Annotated in this window: 16 protein-coding genes and 1 tRNA gene; 9 read left to right on the forward strand and 8 right to left on the reverse strand. The window is 31.8% G+C overall.

All coding sequences use genetic code 11. The annotated features are described in order from the left end of the window. Positions 1–48: 48 nt before the first annotated feature. The 3 genes from gldD to mutY are packed head-to-tail and all read right to left on the reverse strand — an operon-like array spanning position 49 to position 2,183. Entirely contained in the window at positions 49–657 is a 609-nt protein-coding gene (gene gldD, locus B4E59_RS09125) for a gliding motility lipoprotein GldD (protein ID WP_260391997.1), read from the reverse strand. 15 nt (positions 658–672) lie between these two features. Beyond that, complete coding sequence (locus tag B4E59_RS09130; protein WP_038334855.1) at positions 673–1,125, reverse strand: single-stranded DNA-binding protein; 453 nt, start codon at positions 1,123–1,125, stop codon at positions 673–675. Positions 1,126–1,163: 38 nt separating this feature from the next. Continuing rightward, positions 1,164–2,183, reverse strand: coding sequence for an A/G-specific adenine glycosylase (mutY, locus tag B4E59_RS09135; RefSeq protein ID WP_291046325.1), 1,020 nt, complete (start codon positions 2,181–2,183; stop codon positions 1,164–1,166). Between the two features lie 104 nt (positions 2,184–2,287). Between mutY and B4E59_RS09140 the strand changes: the two genes are divergently transcribed. The 5 genes from B4E59_RS09140 (at position 2,288) to B4E59_RS09160 (ending at position 5,904) form a co-directional block, all read left to right on the forward strand. Continuing rightward, positions 2,288–2,584, forward strand: a complete 297-nt coding sequence (locus tag B4E59_RS09140; protein WP_019975652.1) for an HU family DNA-binding protein — start codon at positions 2,288–2,290, stop codon at positions 2,582–2,584. A gap of 213 nt (positions 2,585–2,797) precedes the next feature. Next, positions 2,798–4,369 (forward strand): Rne/Rng family ribonuclease, encoded by a 1,572-nt coding sequence (locus B4E59_RS09145; protein WP_221854427.1) that lies wholly within the window; start codon positions 2,798–2,800, stop codon positions 4,367–4,369. Between the two features lie 57 nt (positions 4,370–4,426). Further along, positions 4,427–5,101 (forward strand): TIGR02117 family protein, encoded by a 675-nt coding sequence (locus B4E59_RS09150; RefSeq protein ID WP_286496157.1) that lies wholly within the window; start codon positions 4,427–4,429, stop codon positions 5,099–5,101. A 137-nt stretch (positions 5,102–5,238) separates the two neighbouring features. Then, a tRNA-Asn gene (locus B4E59_RS09155) sits at positions 5,239–5,312 on the forward strand. 121 nt (positions 5,313–5,433) lie between these two features. Further along, positions 5,434–5,904, forward strand: coding sequence for an ecotin family protein (locus tag B4E59_RS09160; protein ID WP_280045405.1), 471 nt, complete (start codon positions 5,434–5,436; stop codon positions 5,902–5,904). A 52-nt stretch (positions 5,905–5,956) separates the two neighbouring features. On the opposite strand, the gene B4E59_RS09165 is transcribed toward B4E59_RS09160, so the two are convergent. From B4E59_RS09165 to era, 3 genes are all read right to left on the reverse strand, one after another. After that, positions 5,957–7,201 carry a DUF445 domain-containing protein gene (locus tag B4E59_RS09165; protein ID WP_286496155.1) on the reverse strand — a complete coding sequence of 415 codons (1,245 nt, stop codon included), beginning with the start codon at positions 7,199–7,201 and terminating at the stop codon, positions 5,957–5,959. 83 nt (positions 7,202–7,284) lie between these two features. Next, on the reverse strand, positions 7,285–8,073 hold the full coding sequence (locus B4E59_RS09170; protein WP_125350660.1) for a universal stress protein: 789 nt from the start codon (positions 8,071–8,073) through the stop codon (positions 7,285–7,287). Between the two features lie 108 nt (positions 8,074–8,181). Then, positions 8,182–9,069, reverse strand: a complete 888-nt coding sequence (gene era / locus B4E59_RS09175; protein WP_038334822.1) for a GTPase Era — start codon at positions 9,067–9,069, stop codon at positions 8,182–8,184. A gap of 222 nt (positions 9,070–9,291) precedes the next feature. Between era and B4E59_RS09180 the strand changes: the two genes are divergently transcribed. After that, positions 9,292–9,561 carry a hypothetical protein gene (locus tag B4E59_RS09180; protein ID WP_038334819.1) on the forward strand — a complete coding sequence of 90 codons (270 nt, stop codon included), beginning with the start codon at positions 9,292–9,294 and terminating at the stop codon, positions 9,559–9,561. A 58-nt stretch (positions 9,562–9,619) separates the two neighbouring features. Here the strand turns inward: B4E59_RS09180 and B4E59_RS09185 are convergent, their stop codons facing one another. After that, positions 9,620–10,663: a hypothetical protein gene (locus tag B4E59_RS09185; RefSeq protein ID WP_291052595.1), complete on the reverse strand. Its 1,044-nt coding sequence runs from the start codon at positions 10,661–10,663 to the stop codon at positions 9,620–9,622. Between the two features lie 173 nt (positions 10,664–10,836). On the opposite strand from B4E59_RS09185, the gene scpA reads away from it, so the two are divergent. From scpA to B4E59_RS09200, 3 genes are all read left to right on the forward strand, one after another. Beyond that, on the forward strand, positions 10,837–12,969 hold the full coding sequence (gene scpA / locus B4E59_RS09190) for a methylmalonyl-CoA mutase (protein WP_125350662.1): 2,133 nt from the start codon (positions 10,837–10,839) through the stop codon (positions 12,967–12,969). Positions 12,970–13,045: 76 nt separating this feature from the next. Further along, entirely contained in the window at positions 13,046–13,555 is a 510-nt protein-coding gene (locus B4E59_RS09195; protein WP_038334805.1) for a hypothetical protein, read from the forward strand. 59 nt (positions 13,556–13,614) lie between these two features. Then, a complete protein-coding gene (locus tag B4E59_RS09200; protein ID WP_291052598.1) occupies positions 13,615–16,350 on the forward strand; it encodes an outer membrane beta-barrel protein in 2,736 nt (911 codons plus the stop codon). A gap of 243 nt (positions 16,351–16,593) precedes the next feature. Here the strand turns inward: B4E59_RS09200 and B4E59_RS09205 are convergent, their stop codons facing one another. Further along, entirely contained in the window at positions 16,594–18,036 is a 1,443-nt protein-coding gene (locus tag B4E59_RS09205; RefSeq protein ID WP_219034246.1) for a TonB-dependent receptor, read from the reverse strand. Positions 18,037–18,040: the final 4 nt, after the last annotated feature.

An 18,040-nucleotide genomic window follows, 5' to 3' on the forward strand; every position in this document is an offset into this window, starting at 1 on the left:
TTTTATTAAACGATTACAAAATTAATCGAATTTATTTATCAAAGCGGTTTATTTTTTCCATTCTAAGGTTTCTAACAATTTTTTTACATCTTTTTTGATGTAATCAACTGCTGGAGCTAAAGAATCGGGTTTTGGTTGAGTTTTGAAATAAACCGAACCTGCTAAAAAATTCTTTACACTATCCGTCGCATGAAACTGAATATTAATCGCTGATTCTCCTCCTAATTCATACATAGTACCAAAAACCTTTTTTTCTGGAAAAGAAAATTCTTGTGGCGAGATAAAACTGGCTTTAACCGTCTGTTCTTGCACAAAACTCTCACTTTCTTTTATTTGAACGATTAAATCTTGTGGAGACTGAACTGGAAAATATGTCAGGTAAATTGTCGCTTTCATTCGTGGATAAACAATATTGAAAGAGTTTGGTTTTTTGCCCACTACGACCTTTCCAAAGTTTGAATATTGGAAAGTATAAGGTACATTTTCTTTGAAAGACAGATAAGTTTGTTGCGGATATTCGAGGCGAACTTGTCCTAAAGGTTTGGCAACTTCCTCGCTTTTATTGCACGACACAAAAAAAATAGCACTACTACATAATGCTATTATAGTTTTAAAATTCATTGTATAACGTAAAACGTTAAATTTTGTAAAATTCATTTAATTTTTTAATTTCTAAAAAGGCAAATCGTCTTCTCCTTCATCTATAAAAGGTGGCTCGACAACTGTTGTGTTTTGTTGACTTTGCTGAACTTTGTTCTGATCATTTTGCATGGCTTGACGTTGTTCATTGTCAATTTTTGGTGTCAAAAACTCGATTGAATTTGCTACGATCTCTGTTGTATAACGCGTTTGTCCGTTATCGTCCCATTTGCGTGTTTTGATGCGTCCTTCAACAAAAACTTTATCTCCTTTTTTCAGATAACGATCACATAATTCTGCCAATTTATTGCGTGTCACAATATTGTGCCATTCTGTTTCTGTAATTCGTTCTCCTGTTCTCGAAATGTAAGATTCTGTCGTTGCAATAGGAAATCGTCCAATACAATTTTGTTCATCGAAATGATGCAATTTTACATCATCACCCAAATTTCCGATCAAAAGTACTTTATTCGTTGTTCCATTCATAGTTGTAATAGGTTTTTAGTGGCTTGTTACTTACAAAGTTAATCCAAATAATGTTTATTTATAAATTTTTCTATTGGTTTTGGCAGCGGATAATGTTCGAGATCATTTAAAGCAATCATTTCAAAATCATTTTCGGCTTTCAAATTTGTTATATCTATTAAAGATACATTTAATTTCCAATATTTTATAAATAAATTTTGATGCGACAAAATATGTTTCTCCTCTTCGATAAAAGTTAGATTATTTTCAAGATTTTGATCTAAAATCCAACCTTTATCCAACAAGTCAGTTTCGGTTTCTATTTTTGGAAAAGTGAATAAATTTTTCCAAACATCATTTCCAATTCGTTTAGACAAGGCAATTTTATCTTCATTTTCGATGAGAATAAAATGTAAAAAACGATTCGAAACTTTTGTCTTTTTCAATTTTATAGGCAATTCGTTGACTTTATTTAATCGAAGCGCTTCACAAGACTCATTAAGTGGACAAATTTCACACTTTGGCTGTTTTGGTGTACAAATTGTTGCACCCAAATCCATTACCGCCTGATTAAAATCACCTGGACGTTTTTTATCAATGATTTCTAAACCCAAATCCCAGAAAATCTTCTTTGTTTTTGGCGAACTTATATCATCTGTAATATTAAAATATCGCGCAAAAACTCGAAACATATTTCCGTCTACAGCAGGTACATTTTCATTATATACAATAGATGCAATTGCAGCTGCAGTGTAATCTCCTACGCCTTTTAGCTTTTTTAAATCTTTGAAATTATTCGGAAATTGTCCATTTAACTCATCAGCAATCGTCTTTGCCGTGAAGTGTAAATTTCTGGCACGGGAATAATAACCCAGTCCTTGCCAGAGTTTTAGGACTTTTTGTTCGTCGGCGTTTGCCAAATCGAAAATAGTCTCAAATTCTTGTATGAAATTATTGTAAAATTTCATACCTTGGTCAACCCTTGTTTGTTGGAGAATAATTTCCGACAACCAAATGTGAAATGGGTCTTTTGTATGACGCCAAGGTAAATCTCGTTTATTTTTGTCAAAATATGACAAAATCAGATAGTTGAAGTTCATAAAAACTGAAAAAATCTTTTTTTGTTGGGATACTATCGTTATATTTGCACCCGCTTTCAAATTTAAGAATAATAAGAGGAATTATGACAAAGGCAGAAATAGTAAATAACATTTCAGGTAAATTAGGACTTGAAAAGAGCGATACTCAAAGGGTGGTAGAATCGTTTATGGAGGAGGTGATTAAATCATTAGTAGAAGGAGAAAATGTATACTTAAGAGGATTTGGTTCTTTTACTATTAAAACTAGAGCTGAAAAAACAGGTAGAAACATTACAAAAGGTACTTCTATCATTATCCCAGCACACAACGTTCCTACATTTAAACCAGCTAAAACTTTCATCGAAGATGTAAAGACTAGCGAAGCAAACGTAATCAAATAACAATAAAATAATTGTATCATGCCAAGCGGAAAAAAACGTAAAAGACATAAGGTAGCGACGCACAAACGCAAAAAACGTCGTCGTCTTAACAGACACAAAAAGAAAAAATAATTAGTAGCTAAGCTATTAATAATTTAGTCTTTTTACAAGATAGCACTTTTCAATGGAAATTTTGGAAAGTGCTTTTATCATTTTTAAAAACATAATTTTTTGATGAGTAAAGAATTAGTAATTTCAGCCTTAGCTGATCAAGTACGCATCGCAGTTTTAGATGAAGGCCGATTGATGGAATTTCATCAAGATACTGCAAATGATGGGTTTGCAGTTGGCGATATTTACTTGGGAAAAATCAAAAAATTAGCTCCTAGTTTAAATGCAACCTTTGTTGACATTGGTTATTCGAAAGATGCATTTTTACATTATCATGACTTAGGTCCACAAATACGTTCTTCTAACTCTTACAATAAAATTGTAGCGAACGGAACGTACAAAACCGAAAAATTGAAAAACTTCCGTATGGAAGCACCAATTGATAAAGATGGTCAGATTACTGATATTTTTGCACCTGGTGATTCTGTGTTGGTTCAGATAACAAAAGAGCCAATCCATACGAAAGGACCAAGAATTACATCCGAAATTTCAATTGCAGGTCGTTATTTAGTTTTAGTTCCGTTTTCGGAGCGAGTTTCGATTTCTCAAAAAATCAAACAAAAACCAGAACGCGATCGTTTAATTAAAATTTTAGATGGATTAACACCAGAAGGCTTTGGTGTAATCATCAGAACTGTAGCAGAAGACAAAAATGCTGAAGAATTACAAGCAGATTTAGCTTATTTATTGAATAAATGGACGCAAATCTTCAAGAATCTTCAGAAAAAGAAAGCCCCAGCTAAAATACTTAGCGAGATGGACAGAGCTTCTTCTATTTTGAGAGATAATTTTAACAATGATTTTGTTAAAATCTCTGTTGATGATGACCAATTAGCAGATGAAATGCGTGAGTATTTGGAAGTTATTGCACCAGATAAAATTAATTTGGTAAAAGAATATGACGATCCATTTGTTCCGATTTTTGAAAAGTTTAATGTCGAAAGACAAATAAAACAAGCTTTTGGTAAAACGGTAACTATTCCACAATCTAAAGGCGCTTACCTTGTGATTGAACATACAGAAGCGTTACATGTAATTGATGTGAATTCGGGGAATATTTCGCGAAATTCTAAAAATCAAGAAGATTCAGCTTTTGCGGTTAACAAAATTGCTGCTTCTGAGATTGCACGTCAGTTGCGTTTACGTGATATGGGAGGAATTGTTGTGGTCGATTTTATTGACATGACAGATGCAGAACATAAAAAAGAATTGTTTGAGCATTTGCGAGCTGAAATGGCGAAAGATAAAGCAAAACATAAGATTTTGCCACCAAGTAAATTTGGATTGATTCAGATAACAAGACAACGTGTTCGCCCAGAAGTGAACTTTATAACAACTGAAGAAAATCCGAACCAAGAATCGAATGAAGTTGAAGCACCTATCGTTACAATTGATAAAATTGAACAAGTGCTCTTGAATATCCTTGATAGAAAAGATAAGGATTTACGAAAAATGTCGTTGCACGTGCATCCTTTCGTAGCTGCTTATTTACAACATGGATTGCCAAGCATTCAGATGAAATGGTTTTTTAAGCATAAAAAGTGGATTAAGATTGTACCAAGAGATGCGTACAAATACTTACAATTTAATTTCTTGGACAAAGATCATAATACACTTTACAACGAATCAAATTAAGAAAAACCTCGCAATTGCGAGGTTTTTTGTTTTATATTCGTTACACAACAAAATACTATGAAAAAAATATTCCGAATTCTTCTCAAAACTTTAGAAGCTTTAGTTTTACTAATTGTGGTGTATTTACTTGCAGTAGTTTTGCTGCCATTAATTCCAGTAAACAAACAAAAAGAGAAGTCTAATGATCAAATCACAGCGTATATTTTGACAAATGGCGTACATACGGATATTGTGGTTCCAGTAAAATCTGAAACGATTGATTGGTCTACTTTTGTGCCTTTTTCGCATACAAAATCGAAAAAAGAATACAAATATATTGCCTTTGGTTGGGGAGATAAAGGCTTTTATTTGGATACACCAGAATGGAAAGATCTTAAATTTTCTACAGCTTTCAACGCTGCATTTTGGTTAGGAGATTCGGCGATGCATACTACTTTTTATGATAATATGACGATAGATGACGATTGTAAAAGAGTTGATTTGAGTGTAGAAGAGTATCAAAAATTAATTGTTTACATCAAGCAATCATTTGATTTGGATCAAAATAACAAAGTCGAATTAATAAAAACAGATGCTGTTTATGGAGATAGTGATTCGTTTTACGAAGCAAAAAGAAGTTATAGCTTATTTTTTACGTGTAATACGTGGGCTGCAAGCGCGTTAAAAGCAGCAAATAAAGAAGGATCATTGTGGACGGCAACACAACAAGGAATTTTTCGTCATTATGAATAAATTTTTTTAAATTATTTCTAATTCATTTTCAAAGAGTTGCCTATTAATGCGACTTGTAGAACGAAAAAAAAATACTTTTAAGATTTGGAAGTAATAAAATTTGCTCTATATTTGCAACACAATATCGATAACGATACTCCTCCTTAGCTCAGTTGGTTAGAGCATCTGACTGTTAATCAGAGGGTCCTTGGTTCGAGCCCAAGAGGAGGAGCAAAAAAGACAATCAATTTGATTGTCTTTTTTTATTTCACAAATATTTAACATTTCCTCACACAACCATTCACCTAACTTTTGCATCTTACTAATAGAAAAACAAATAAAATCAGATTAGTATGAAATTTAGAAAAGTATTTAGCGTTTTAGCATTATTAATGGTTATGGTAACATTCGCACAAAAAAATATGAAAATAGATTATTCAATGTATCCAAAAGCAAAAGATGGATATGAACAGAAAATTATCACTTTAAAACCACAAGCCAATGAAGAAAACTATTTAGTTGAAATATTTGCTGGGAAAAAAACAAAGGTTGATTCTTGTAATCAATTTTTCTTAAGTGGAAATTTTGATCAAAAAACTGTTGATGGTTGGGGTTATGATTATTTTAATTTCGAAACTGATGGAAATATAGCAGGAACTTTAATGGGATGTTTTGACAATAAATCTGTCGAAAAAATTGTACATGCTCAATCTTTGCAGACGCGTTACAATAGCAAATTACCAATCGTAGTTTACGTACCAAAAGGCTATACTTTAGAATATAGAATTTGGAAAGCAGATGAAAAACTTAACATAGTTAAGTAATATTTATAGTTGTTAATTGAAAAAGCTCGAGAAATTCTCGAGCTTTTATATTTTAATGAAATACCAATTGCGTAATCGTGTAAATAACCAAACCAACAAGTCCACCAACCAGCGTCCCGTTAATCCGAATAAATTGCAAATCTTTTCCAACTTCCAATTCTAGCTTTTCGCTCAATTCTTTTCCTTCCCATTTATCAACCGTATTACTAATCAAGCTTTCCATTTCTTTGACATTTCGTAAAATCATACGGTAAATAAAATGACGCACCCAACCATTAATTTTATCAATCATTTCTTGGTTATCGTTCAAATTTTCGGTTAACTTTTTAATGTTTTTCTTAATGTAAACTTGCATTGCAGAATTTTCATCATCAAAACTTTCGGTCAGATTTTGTTTAATCGCCAACCACAAATCCAAAGCATAATCATTCAATCGTTCTTTTGTGATAAAATCATCTCGAAGCGATTCTAACCTAAATTTCCAATCGGGAGATTCTTTTATATTCTGAATATTTTCTCGGATAATTCGTTCGATATTATGACGAACTGGATGTTCTTTATCTTCTTCAACCTCATCCAAAAAACTCACCACGCCTTCTACTACTCCTTTCGATATTTTTTTACCAGCAAAAAATGAAATCACAGGATGTTTTTCGTTTAATTTATCTTTAATAATCAAATCACTTTCTAAGATATATTCTTTCGCTTTTGGAATAATTGCTTCTAAAATTTCGTTGTGTTTTTCCTTTTCTAAAATATACTCTAAACTTGATGATACTAATTCAGGTAAATCAAACTGTTTTAAAATTTCATCACCTTTCAAGGTTATAAAATCAACGACATCTTTATCATCTAAGTCTTTGACAATTTTCTTGGAGAAATTAATCAACTCTTCTTGCAACATTTCTTGATTAGCAGGTTTATTCAACCAATCTGCTGCATATTTTACAACTTCTAATTTCTCGATATATGGACGAATTGTAGATGGCGTCAAAAAATTCTCAGTTACAAACTGTCCTAAATTATCTCCGATTGCATTTTTACTATTTTCGATCAGATTTGTATGCGGAATTTTAAGTCCAAGCGGATATTTGAACAAAGCTGTAACCGCAAACCAATCGGCAAGCGCACCAACCATCGCTGCTTCGGCAAATGCTTCCACATATCCGATCCATTTCACAGGTGAATGTTGACTTAGATAAACCATCAAAAAGTAAATAAAAGCCATCAAAATGAATAATCCTGTCGCAATAGCTTTATGTTTTTTGAGGTTTTGTATTTTCTGAAGTTCCGTCATAAAAGTGTTTTGAAAATTTGTTGCAAAAATTTAGCCAATCAAAAAAGCGGAGAATTCTCCGCTCAAATTTTTGTGTTTTTGATTTATTTACTTTCCTGAAAAACCAATAATGCAACATTTGCACTCGATAATAATCGTTGGCTATGATTGATTGTAAATAATCTTTCGAAAGACGATAATTCACGGTGAACAACACCTAAAACATCGATGTTGTTTTTTGTACAATAATTGATTAAACCATCTTCTACATCTTTACTCGGTTCAATTGTAATCATCGCTTCAGGATATTCTTCTTCCCATTCTTTTTTCACGCTTAACATTTGTGGAGTAATCGATTTATCATCAACATGTACAATGTTCAACAATTTATCGTAACGTTTTGTCACTTCTTCCATTTGCGATAAAGCTTTTGCTTCTTTTTGATTGAACAATGTAGCGTAAGCAAAATTTCTTTCTTCTTTAAATTTTACATTATTTGGAACAACCAACACAGGTGCAGGCGAATTGTTAATGACATTTACCGTGTTAGAACCAAAAAACTTTTTGCCTAAACTATTTTGTCCATTCGTTCCCATCACCACGTATTGTATATCTTCTTTGTTGATAATATCCAAAATCATCAACAACAAATCGCCAACAACCAAAGAACTCTCTATTTTAACGTGTTCAAGATTATTTTCTTTTGCAATATTCTTAAGTTTATTGATATAATTTTCGAAATTTTCTTCTGTAACTTCAAGATAATTTTTAAGATTTGATTGTACCGAGACTAACTTAATATTAGTTTTGAGAACTTTTGCAAGGTTTAACGCATACAAAAAAGCATTGTTCGCTGTTTCCGAAAAATCGGTTGGAAATAATATTTTAGCCATAATAATTAAATTCTAGAATAGATTGTTCTATAAATTTACAACTAAAATTTAGGTAAAGCCACAAAAAAAGTCTTGATTTCTCAAGACTTATCTATTTTTTAACCGTTTTTAATAACCAAAACGACGCAAATCATTCTCTTTGCTTCTCCAGTCTTTTCGCACTTTCACGAAAAGTTTCAAGAATACTTTTTTATCAAAGAATTTCTCTAACTCTTCTCTTGCTTCTTTTCCTACTTTCGATAAAGACTCTCCTTTATGTCCAATAATAATTCCTTTCTGAGAGTCACGCTCAACAAAAATTTCAGCTTCGATAGAAATTAAATTCAAATCTTCTTTGAAACGTTCTGTAACTACCTCAACAGAATATGGAATCTCTTTTTGATAGTTTAATAAAATCTTTTCGCGAATTACTTCATTTACAATAAAACGCTCCGAACGGTCTGTTAATTGATCTTCTGGATAATATTGCGGACCTTCTGGAATAATTGCTTTGATCTTATTAATCAACAAATCTACATTCACGTTTTCTTTTGCCGAAATAGGTAAAATCTCTGCTTTTGGTAATAATTCGTGCCAATATTCTACTGCTTCATTTAATCGATCTGGCGTAGCTGTATCAATTTTATTCAATAATAAAATAATTGGTGTAGATGTTTTTTGCAGACGTTCGAAAACTTGTTCATTTTTCAATCGTTTTTCTCCAATTTCTACAACATAAAGAATCACATCAGCATCCACCAACGATTCATTTACTGCATCCATCATTTTTGTTTGCAGTTCATAAGCAGGATCCAAAACACCAGGCGTATCCGAAAATACAATCTGATAATCTTCTCCCGTTAAAATACCTTTGATACGATGACGTGTAGTTTGCGCTTTGTGTGTTGCGATAACCAAACGCTCTTTCATCAACATATTCATCAAAGTAGATTTTCCAACATTTGGATTTCCTATGATATTTACAAAACCGGATTTAAATTTCTTTTCGTCTGACATTCTACAAATTTAGTGATTTTTATAATATTATTTCAGATTAATATGTTGAAGAAAAGATTAATATTCTAATGAAATTTTAATTTCATAAAATTGATTTTGGTCTGTATTTTGAATAATTCTAATTAAGTTCAAAAAAATATGACGAAAGTTATGGTTTATTGAAAAATATGATTAATTTCATACATGTGTTATGGAAGATTAAATTAACCAAAATTTAAAAAAATGATGAAAGCAGAACTTATCGAAAAAGAAGAAGTAAGAAACTATAAATTTTTAGACGCGCCAAAAGACGAAGTAACGGTAGAGGCAAACAAATTGAATGGCGCAGTAAGATTAGGAAACGAATTCAAATCGAAAGCATATATTACATTTCAAACAGATCAAGGTCCTAAAAAAATTGAGACAACTGTTTGGTCTGTTACGGATAAATTTCTACAAATTAAGAATGGAGTTTTGATTCCGTTAAAATCTTTAATTGATATTCAATACTAAAAATTGTTTATTGCTTAAATTAAAAAAGGGATACGACGATGTCGTATCCCTTTTTTAATTAATTATTTTTATTGGATTCTTTCAGCAATCTAATTAACTCTGCACGTATAGCAGCTTTATCATTACTTTTCGGAAAATCTCCGATAAAAAATGTTTGTTGCGGAACTTCATAAGGTTCTAATTCACTTTTTAGAATATCAACATGTTCTGCAAATCGACTTTCTATTACCAAAGAAATTACATCTTCTGTAGATCCTTTTTTCGGAAAAGCAATCACAATAAAGTTATAATCGATATATGGTTTTAATTTTTCTTCAATCAATTCTAAATTCACCACATCTTTCCTATTCAACTTACATTCATTTCCAGAAATCCATCTAAACTTTTTCTGATCATCCGAAACAACAGCCTGTCTATATAAATTTAGTGATTCTTTTTCGTAAGGCGAATTCAAGACTAAATTACCTTTTTCATCTTCCGAAAGTTCTATTTTATCTAAAACTGTATAATCTGTTTCATCTATTTTTTTTACTGCAATTGGAAATCCATTCGCGGTAAAAACTTGATAAAAACTGGTTTTCGTTTGATCATTCAATTTACTTTTCAAATCATTTGACAAATCATCACTTTCGATTGCAATTTTTTCGATTCTAGCCAAATCTTCAAAAGAATTTTCAATCTGTTTCTTTGTCAAATAAGCATAATTTAATGCGTATCCTATTTCGTCTTGACTTTCGTCTGTTAATGGAATCTTCACTTTATCCGAATCTTCATGACAATACAAATCAAAACCTCCTTCTATGGCTTGAACCAATGAAATTTCTCCTTCATTTTCTAAAACCGATGAACTTAAAAGTGTAGAATCTCCTTTTTTCAATCCTAAAAAATTATTTAACGAATGAAACGTTTCATTTACAAATCGAGGATCAAAATTCGATACATAAACATTATCTTCTCTCGAATAATGAAAATTAACTTTTTCTTCTTTTGAATCGATCTTTTTCATCAAATCAAAAATATCATTTTGCCATTGAAAGGTATTTTTATCCTGAAATTCACTTAAAATCTCTGGAATGTTTTTATTGTTAAAATCTAACTTCATAATAATTACTTTTGTGTGTTTTTAATTTACTGATAATCAAATTAAATCAATAATTTTACCAAAAAACTCGATTAAAATGTTTTTTCAACTTTTGTTGACAAAAAGTTGAAAAAAGCAGTTTCAAAAATTGGTAATTTTATAAAATTTAATGGATAATTATTTATCTTAGCAAGATGAATCACAAAACAGATTTTTCGAATTTAAGATTTAAACGAAATCTAAATTCTAATCCATCACATATAGAGTCATTTGAATTAGATAGTTTACAAGTCAAAAGTGATTACAATTACGATGATGTAAAAAATCTGAAACAGATTAACTTTTTACCCGGAGTTGCCCCATATTTACGCGGTCCTTATACGACAATGTATGTTCGTCAACCTTGGACAATTCGCCAATATGCAGGTTTTTCTACTGCAGAAGAATCGAATGCTTTTTATAAAAGAAATTTAGCTGCTGGTCAGAAAGGGCTTTCTGTTGCCTTTGATTTGGCTACTCACCGCGGTTACGACTCAGATCATGAACGTGTTGTAGGAGATGTAGGTAAAGCTGGCGTTGCGATAGATTCTGTAGAAGATATGAAGATTTTGTTCAATGAAATTCCATTGGATAAAATTTCGGTTTCGATGACAATGAACGGAGCTGTTCTTCCTATTTTAGCTTTTTACATTGTAGCTGCAGAAGAGCAAGGTGTTTCGCAAGATCAACTTTCTGGTACAATTCAGAATGATATTTTGAAAGAGTTCATGGTGCGTAATACATACATTTATCCGCCAACTCCTTCAATGAAAATTATTGCAGATATTTTCGAATATACTTCTCAAAAAATTCCTCGCTTCAATTCGATTTCTATTTCGGGTTATCACATGCAAGAAGCTGGAGCTACGCCTGTTTTGGAAATGGCTTATACTCTTGCAGATGGTTACGAATATGTAAAAACTGGTTTGGAAGCAGGATTGAAAGTTGATGATTTTGCTCCTCGTTTATCATTTTTCTGGGCGATTGGAATGAATTTCCCTCAAGAAATTGCAAAAATGAGAGCTGCTCGTATGTTATGGGCAAAATTGATGCAAGAATTTGAGCCTCAAAATAAAAAATCATTAATGTTGAGAACGCACTGTCAGACTTCTGGTTGGAGTTTAACAGAGCAAGAACCTTATAACAATATTGGTCGTACAGCGATAGAAGCGTTAGCTGCTGCTTTAGGAGGAACGCAGTCTTTGCATACCAATGCGTTGGACGAAGCAATTGCTTTGCCAACAGATTTCTCGGCTCGTATTGCGCGTAATACACAAATCATTTTACAAGAAGAAACTCAAATTTGTAGAACGGCTGATCCTTTTGGAGGAAGTTTTATGATTGAATCTTTGACAAATGAAATGGCAAATCAAGCGTGGGAATATATTCAAGAAGTTCGCGAATTAGGTGGAATGACGCAAGCCATAGAAGCTGGAATTCCAAAAATGCGTATTGAAGAAGCTGCTGCAAAAAAACAAGCCAAAATTGACTCTGGTGAAGTCGCAATTGTTGGTGTAAATGCTTACCGCTCGAAATTAGAACAACAAGAGTTCGAAATTTTAGAAGTTGACAACACTGCCGTTCGTCAAAAACAAATTGATCGATTAAATCAAATTAAAGCGGAGCGTAACAGCGAAGCTGTAAAAGATATTTTAGCACAATTAACAAAAGCTGCTGAAACAGGCGAAGGAAATTTATTAGAATTATCTATCGAAGCGGCTCGTCGTCGTGTTACTTTAGGTGAAATTTCTGATGCATTAGAAGCTGTTTTTGGTCGTCATAAAGCAATTACAAGAGGAATTCAAGGAGTTTATGCTATGGAAGCAGGTAAAATGAATAAATTTGAGGAAGCTCGTAATTTAGCTGACGAGTTTGCTGAAGAAGACGGACGCCGTCCTCGTATTATGGTGGCAAAAATGGGACAAGATGGTCACGATCGTGGTGCGAAAGTCGTTGCAACATCTTTTGCGGATATGGGATTTGATGTGGATATTTCTCCATTGTTCCAGACGCCAGCAGAAGTTGCGAAACAAGCTGTAGAGAATGATGTTCATATTTTAGGAATTTCTTCTTTGGCTGCAGGACACAAAACGTTGGTTCCGGAAGTTGTAAAACAATTGAAAGAATTAGGTAGAGATGATGTTTATATCGTAGTCGGAGGTGTTATTCCGCGTCAAGATTATGATTATCTTTATCAAAATGGTGCAGATGCAATCTTTGGTCCAGGAACAAACTTGGCGGAATGTGCCTGCGAAATTTTAGAGAATTTATTGAAATCTTATAAATAAATCTATTTTAGTATGAGTATTCCTGTCTATTGACAGGAATATTTTTATATTTATACCACACAAACCTTAAAGCGAAATGAATAAAACTCTTCGAAATATTATCTTAATCATCTGTACAATTTTTATTATATGGTTTATTGGATACTTTCTGATTGGAGATTTTATCAGTTTAGAATTTGCGAATCATGACTTTGCGAAACTATTTCCAAAGCTTTTAACATTTGCTGCCGCAGTTAGTATTTATGTGCTTTTTCTACTTTCTATCAAAAAGAAAGACGGATGGAGTTTTATGAATGTGATGAAGTTTATCTTTGGAATTATCTTCGGATTTCTTCCACTTCTAACCTTCGAATATTATAGTATTGGAAGTTGTACAAATTGGAAAATTGATAAAAAAATTCAAAAAACGCTTTATAAATCCAATTCTTCTGATTCAGAAAAAATTGTTTTAATCGAAACTTTTTGTCCAGAATCTAACCTAAAAACAACTCAGGTAAAGCGAATTGTAGAAATTACACCTCTTTTTATCACAACTTCTGAAATTGATCTAAATAAAATTTCGGATAAAAGTTGGAAAAAACTTTAATCAAAATTAAACTTTGCTCAAAATTTGATGTCTAACAGATGAAGAAACCAATTCATCTCATGACAAAATATATTCTATCATTTCTTTTTAGTTTGATTACGATTTTTTCTTTTGGACAAGAAAAAGTCACAATTACGGGAAAAGTAACGGATGTGCTTAATTTTCCTTTAACTGATTCTGAAGTTATTTTAGGCAACAAAGTCGATTCTGCACAAATTTCTACTACATCTACAAATGATGATGGTACGTTCAAAATTGAAGTTAATCTACAAGATAAACCTGTTTATTTAATCATTGATCCTTTAGAAGGCGTTTTCAAACAAAGTTTCGAATCCATCAAAAACAATATTGATCTTGGAATAATTATCATTAATCCGATGATTTATGATTTAGATGAGGTTGTGGTAACAAATGTGGAACCTATTGTTGTAAAACAAGATACAATCGAGTATAATGCTGATTCTTACAAAGTAAAACCGAATGCAAATTTGGAAGCTTTGTTGAGAGAATTACCAGGTTTTGAGATGGATGACAGCGGAAATATTACGGTAAATGGAAAAGATGTTAATGAGATTTTGATTGATGGTGAACCATTTTTTGGAACGGACGGAAAAGTTGCGTTAGAAAATTTACCTGTAGATATTATCAAAAAAATTCAGGTTTCGGATTATAAAACGAAAAATGAAAAATTCTCTGGGGAACGTTCGAAATCGAATAAGTCTTCGCTAAATATTACCTTGAAAGAAGATAAAAAAAAAGGTTATATGCTCAAAGCCACGGCGGGTTATGGAACGGATAATCATTACGAAGGCAATTTGATGGCGAACTATTTTAAAGATAAAAAGAAAATTAGTTTGATTGGTTCTTCGACAGATATTGCAGCTTCTGGAATGACAAGCGGTGAAGGTTCGCGTGGTCGTGGTGGAATGGGAAGAAGAGGTTCTGATGGTGTAATAACAAATACTTCAATTGGATTGAATTATAACGATCAATTAACTGATAATTTGAAAATTGGAGCTGATTATCGTTTGAATCATTCCTTTACGAAAAACGATCAATATCAACATGTAGAAAACTTTTCTCCAAAAAATATTTATACTTCTGATGCGAATTCTAAAACTAAAAGTGAAACGTATGGTCATAATTTTGGAACAAATTTAGAATGGACGAAAAACAATACAAAAATTTATTTTTATCCATCGTTTAGTAATTCTTCGTCTACAAATTCATCAATTTCGGATAGTAAAACATATTCAGATTTGGGTGATTTGAGAAATCAAATGAATCAAACTTCAAATGGAAAATCAAGCTCGAATACATTTAATACATTATTATCACTTAATCAGAAATTCAAAAATAAATCTTATTTAGACTTTAATTCAAGTATTTCGATTGGTAAAACAGATCGAAATTCGTTCATCAATTCGACAACTTTATATACAAATGATACTATTGCGGATATTTATAGAAACATCAATGAGAAAAATATTTCGAAAAATAATCAATACAATTTTGATGTAAAATATACGTATCCAATTACAGATTCTTTGAAAATCGCCGTTGGTTCTGCTTATAATTTAACCGATTCTGAAACCAATAATAGAACGTGGAATTATAATGATGTAACGGGAGAATATGACAATTTGAACAATGATTTGACGCGTTTTTATTCAACCAAATTGAATGAATTTAATCCGTATGCTCAATTATTATTGAACAAAAATAAAATTTCGGCAACAGTTCGTTTTGGAGCAAACATCTACAATCAACAAAATTTTGGAACGTTTAAAGCAGATGATTACAGCTCAACTCAGAACAAAACTTTACCAGATATTTCGGGAAATATTCGTTATCAAAACGGAAACAACTCACTTTCCTTAATGTATAATTATCAGACAAGTTTGGCTTCGACATCACAAGTTTTACCAATTTTAGACGAAACTGATCCGTTAGATGTTTTCAAAGGTAATCCAGATCTTGATCCCAATAAAGCACATCGAATCAATTTGATGTTTAGCAATTTCGATCGTAAAACTCGTCAAGGATTTAATGCTAACTTAGGTTATACGTACAACGAATCAAATATTGTGAATTACACAGAAATGGATTATTCGATTTATAAACGAACAACAACATATGAAAATGTAAAAGGAAATTATCGTCTGAATGGTAACTTTTTCTTTAATAAACAATATCAAAAAGGGATCAATAAATTTAGAGTAAATGTAGGAATGTCGGCGAGTTATGCTTTAACGCAAGGTTTTAGAGATGCGGTGAAATATGAGCAATACAATACAACTTTATCACCTACATTGAGATTAAACTGGGATTATGGTGATTATTTAACGATTTCACCTTCTTATCGTTTGAACTTCACAAATTCTAAATATGTCAATTACTCAATTGATAATCAAAATAATATTACGCACAATTTCGGAATTAAAACTATTTCTACTTTTCCTAAAAATTTGACTTGGACAAATGATTTCAGTTACAATTATAACTCGAGAATGGCAGCAGGTTTCAAGCGTGATTTCTTTTTGTGGAATACAAGTTTGATGTATCGTTTCTTCGATGATAAATTGGAGGCTGGTGTTAAAGTTTACGATTTATTGAATCAAAATAACAGTTATACGCGTACAATTACAGCGGAATCAACAATCGATCAACGCAATAATATTCTGACTCGTTTTGTGATGTTCTCGTTAACATTCAACTTAAATCAGTTTGGTGGAAAATCTACAAAAGGTGGAGACGGAGACCGACCAAGAGAAGGCGGAATGCGAAGAATGTAAATGCAGTAGTAAAATAACAAAAAAACGGCTCAATTTTGAACCGTTTTTTTTGTTAATTATCTTTATCAACTCCTGTTTTTTTCTTGTATTTTTTGATAATATTCTTCTTCTACTTTATCAAATTCTGATATCGAAATTACTTTTCCTTTCGTGGGTTTTGTTTTGTCATGTTGAATTTATTTCAAAATCGAATATTGTTTATGATGAGAATGTGAAACGAATTCAGATTGATATACGAATAATTTATTCTAAAATATATTTCAATTTATAGCCAAACATTCCACGATCTTTGATCATGTCAGCAACACCTTCTGGACATTCATTTTCCCAATCTTGCTCAGCATTTGCAATTTTTTCTAAAATTCGACGCGAATAAGAATCTAAATAACCTCTGTTGTAATTCAAAATATCTTGAATTCTTCCATTATACAAGAAATATTTGTACAATTCGTGTACGCTATCACTTACTTGTAGATTTTTCGACGTCAACAAAATATCTTTTTCTTTGTCTAAATATGGATACAAATAAACTTTTACATTTTTCTTGAATAATTTTCCGAAAGCTTCCATGATTCCGCCAGGTAAATCGGCATAATATTGCTCATTGAAAATTTCGACCAAATTATTAACACCCATCGCTAAACCAACTTTGGTTTGATTTCGAGTAAATTTCGAGAAATAATCAACTAATTTATAATATTCAGAAAAGTTAGAAATGATAACATTGTAACCTAAACTACCAATAATATCAGCGCGATCTAAAAAATCTCGTTCATTCAATTCGCCTTCAAAACCAGAAGCAATCAAGTTAGAAAGCGTAATCTCAAATAAAATTTCGGTATTATCTGTTCTAACATCATCTTCTTGTTTGAAAATTTCTAAACCACCTTTGAACATATCCATATTTACATTCATAAAAGGACGGAAAGAGCCACGAACAGCGAAGATATTTTTCTTGTATAATAAATCGGCAGGTAAAATATTTTTTCCTTGTGGATTGAAAACCGCAACATCAGTCATTCCATTTTTAACCAATTGAAGCGACATCAAACGATTATCAACATATTTGAATTGTGGTCCACGGAAATTAATCATGTCAATTTCTAATTGATCTTTATCCAACGTATCGTATAAAGATTTTATTAATTTTCGGGGATTATCGTAGTAATAATAAGCGCCATAAATCAAATTAACACCCAAAACACCTAAAGTTTCTTGTTGCAATTGAGCCGTATTTTCTTTGAATTTTACATGAAAAATAATCTCGTTTGCTTTTTCATCTTCTGCATTTAACTTGAAACGTAAACCTATCCAACCTTGACCTTCATTTTTCTTTGAATAATCAATTGTTGTTACCGTATTTGCGTAGGTGAAAAATGCTTTTTCTTTGTAGTGATCGTGGACTAGACGCTCTTTCATCAATTCCATCTCATGATCCAACATTTTTTTAAGGCGAGCTTGTGTCACATAACGACGATTTTCTTCTACACCATATATAGAATCGGACATTTCTTTGTCATAAGCACTCATCGCTTTTGCAACAGTACCCGAAGCAGCACCTGCGCGATAAAAAAAACGAACGGTTTCTTGACCTGCTCCAATTTCTGCAAAAGAACCGTATATTTTCGGATTCAAATTGATCTCTAAAGCTTTTTGTTTAGGAGTAAGAACTTGTTCTAATGCCATATTT

It is taken from the genome of Empedobacter sp. UBA2044, from assembly GCF_002333005.1.
Lineage (GTDB): Bacteria > Bacteroidota > Bacteroidia > Flavobacteriales > Weeksellaceae > Empedobacter > Empedobacter falsenii_B.

Coding starts and splice junctions, on each gene's coding strand:
- gldD (WP_260391997.1), bottom strand. CDS start 657: ATGAATTTTACAAAATTTAACGTTTTACGTTATACAATGAATTTTAAA.
- B4E59_RS09130 (WP_038334855.1), bottom strand. CDS start 1,125: ATGAATGGAACAACGAATAAAGTACTTTTGATCGGAAATTTGGGTGAT.
- B4E59_RS09140 (WP_019975652.1), top strand. CDS start 2,288: ATGACAAAGGCAGAAATAGTAAATAACATTTCAGGTAAATTAGGACTT.
- B4E59_RS09145 (WP_221854427.1), top strand. CDS start 2,798: ATGAGTAAAGAATTAGTAATTTCAGCCTTAGCTGATCAAGTACGCATC.
- B4E59_RS09150 (WP_286496157.1), top strand. CDS start 4,427: ATGAAAAAAATATTCCGAATTCTTCTCAAAACTTTAGAAGCTTTAGTT.
- B4E59_RS09160 (WP_280045405.1), top strand. CDS start 5,434: ATGAAATTTAGAAAAGTATTTAGCGTTTTAGCATTATTAATGGTTATG.
- B4E59_RS09165 (WP_286496155.1), bottom strand. CDS start 7,201: ATGACGGAACTTCAGAAAATACAAAACCTCAAAAAACATAAAGCTATT.
- B4E59_RS09170 (WP_125350660.1), bottom strand. CDS start 8,073: ATGGCTAAAATATTATTTCCAACCGATTTTTCGGAAACAGCGAACAAT.
- era (WP_038334822.1), bottom strand. CDS start 9,069: ATGTCAGACGAAAAGAAATTTAAATCCGGTTTTGTAAATATCATAGGA.
- B4E59_RS09180 (WP_038334819.1), top strand. CDS start 9,292: ATGATGAAAGCAGAACTTATCGAAAAAGAAGAAGTAAGAAACTATAAA.
- B4E59_RS09185 (WP_291052595.1), bottom strand. CDS start 10,663: ATGAAGTTAGATTTTAACAATAAAAACATTCCAGAGATTTTAAGTGAA.
- scpA (WP_125350662.1), top strand. CDS start 10,837: ATGAATCACAAAACAGATTTTTCGAATTTAAGATTTAAACGAAATCTA.
- B4E59_RS09195 (WP_038334805.1), top strand. CDS start 13,046: ATGAATAAAACTCTTCGAAATATTATCTTAATCATCTGTACAATTTTT.
- B4E59_RS09200 (WP_291052598.1), top strand. CDS start 13,615: ATGACAAAATATATTCTATCATTTCTTTTTAGTTTGATTACGATTTTT.
- B4E59_RS09205 (WP_219034246.1), bottom strand. CDS start 18,036: ATGGCATTAGAACAAGTTCTTACTCCTAAACAAAAAGCTTTAGAGATC.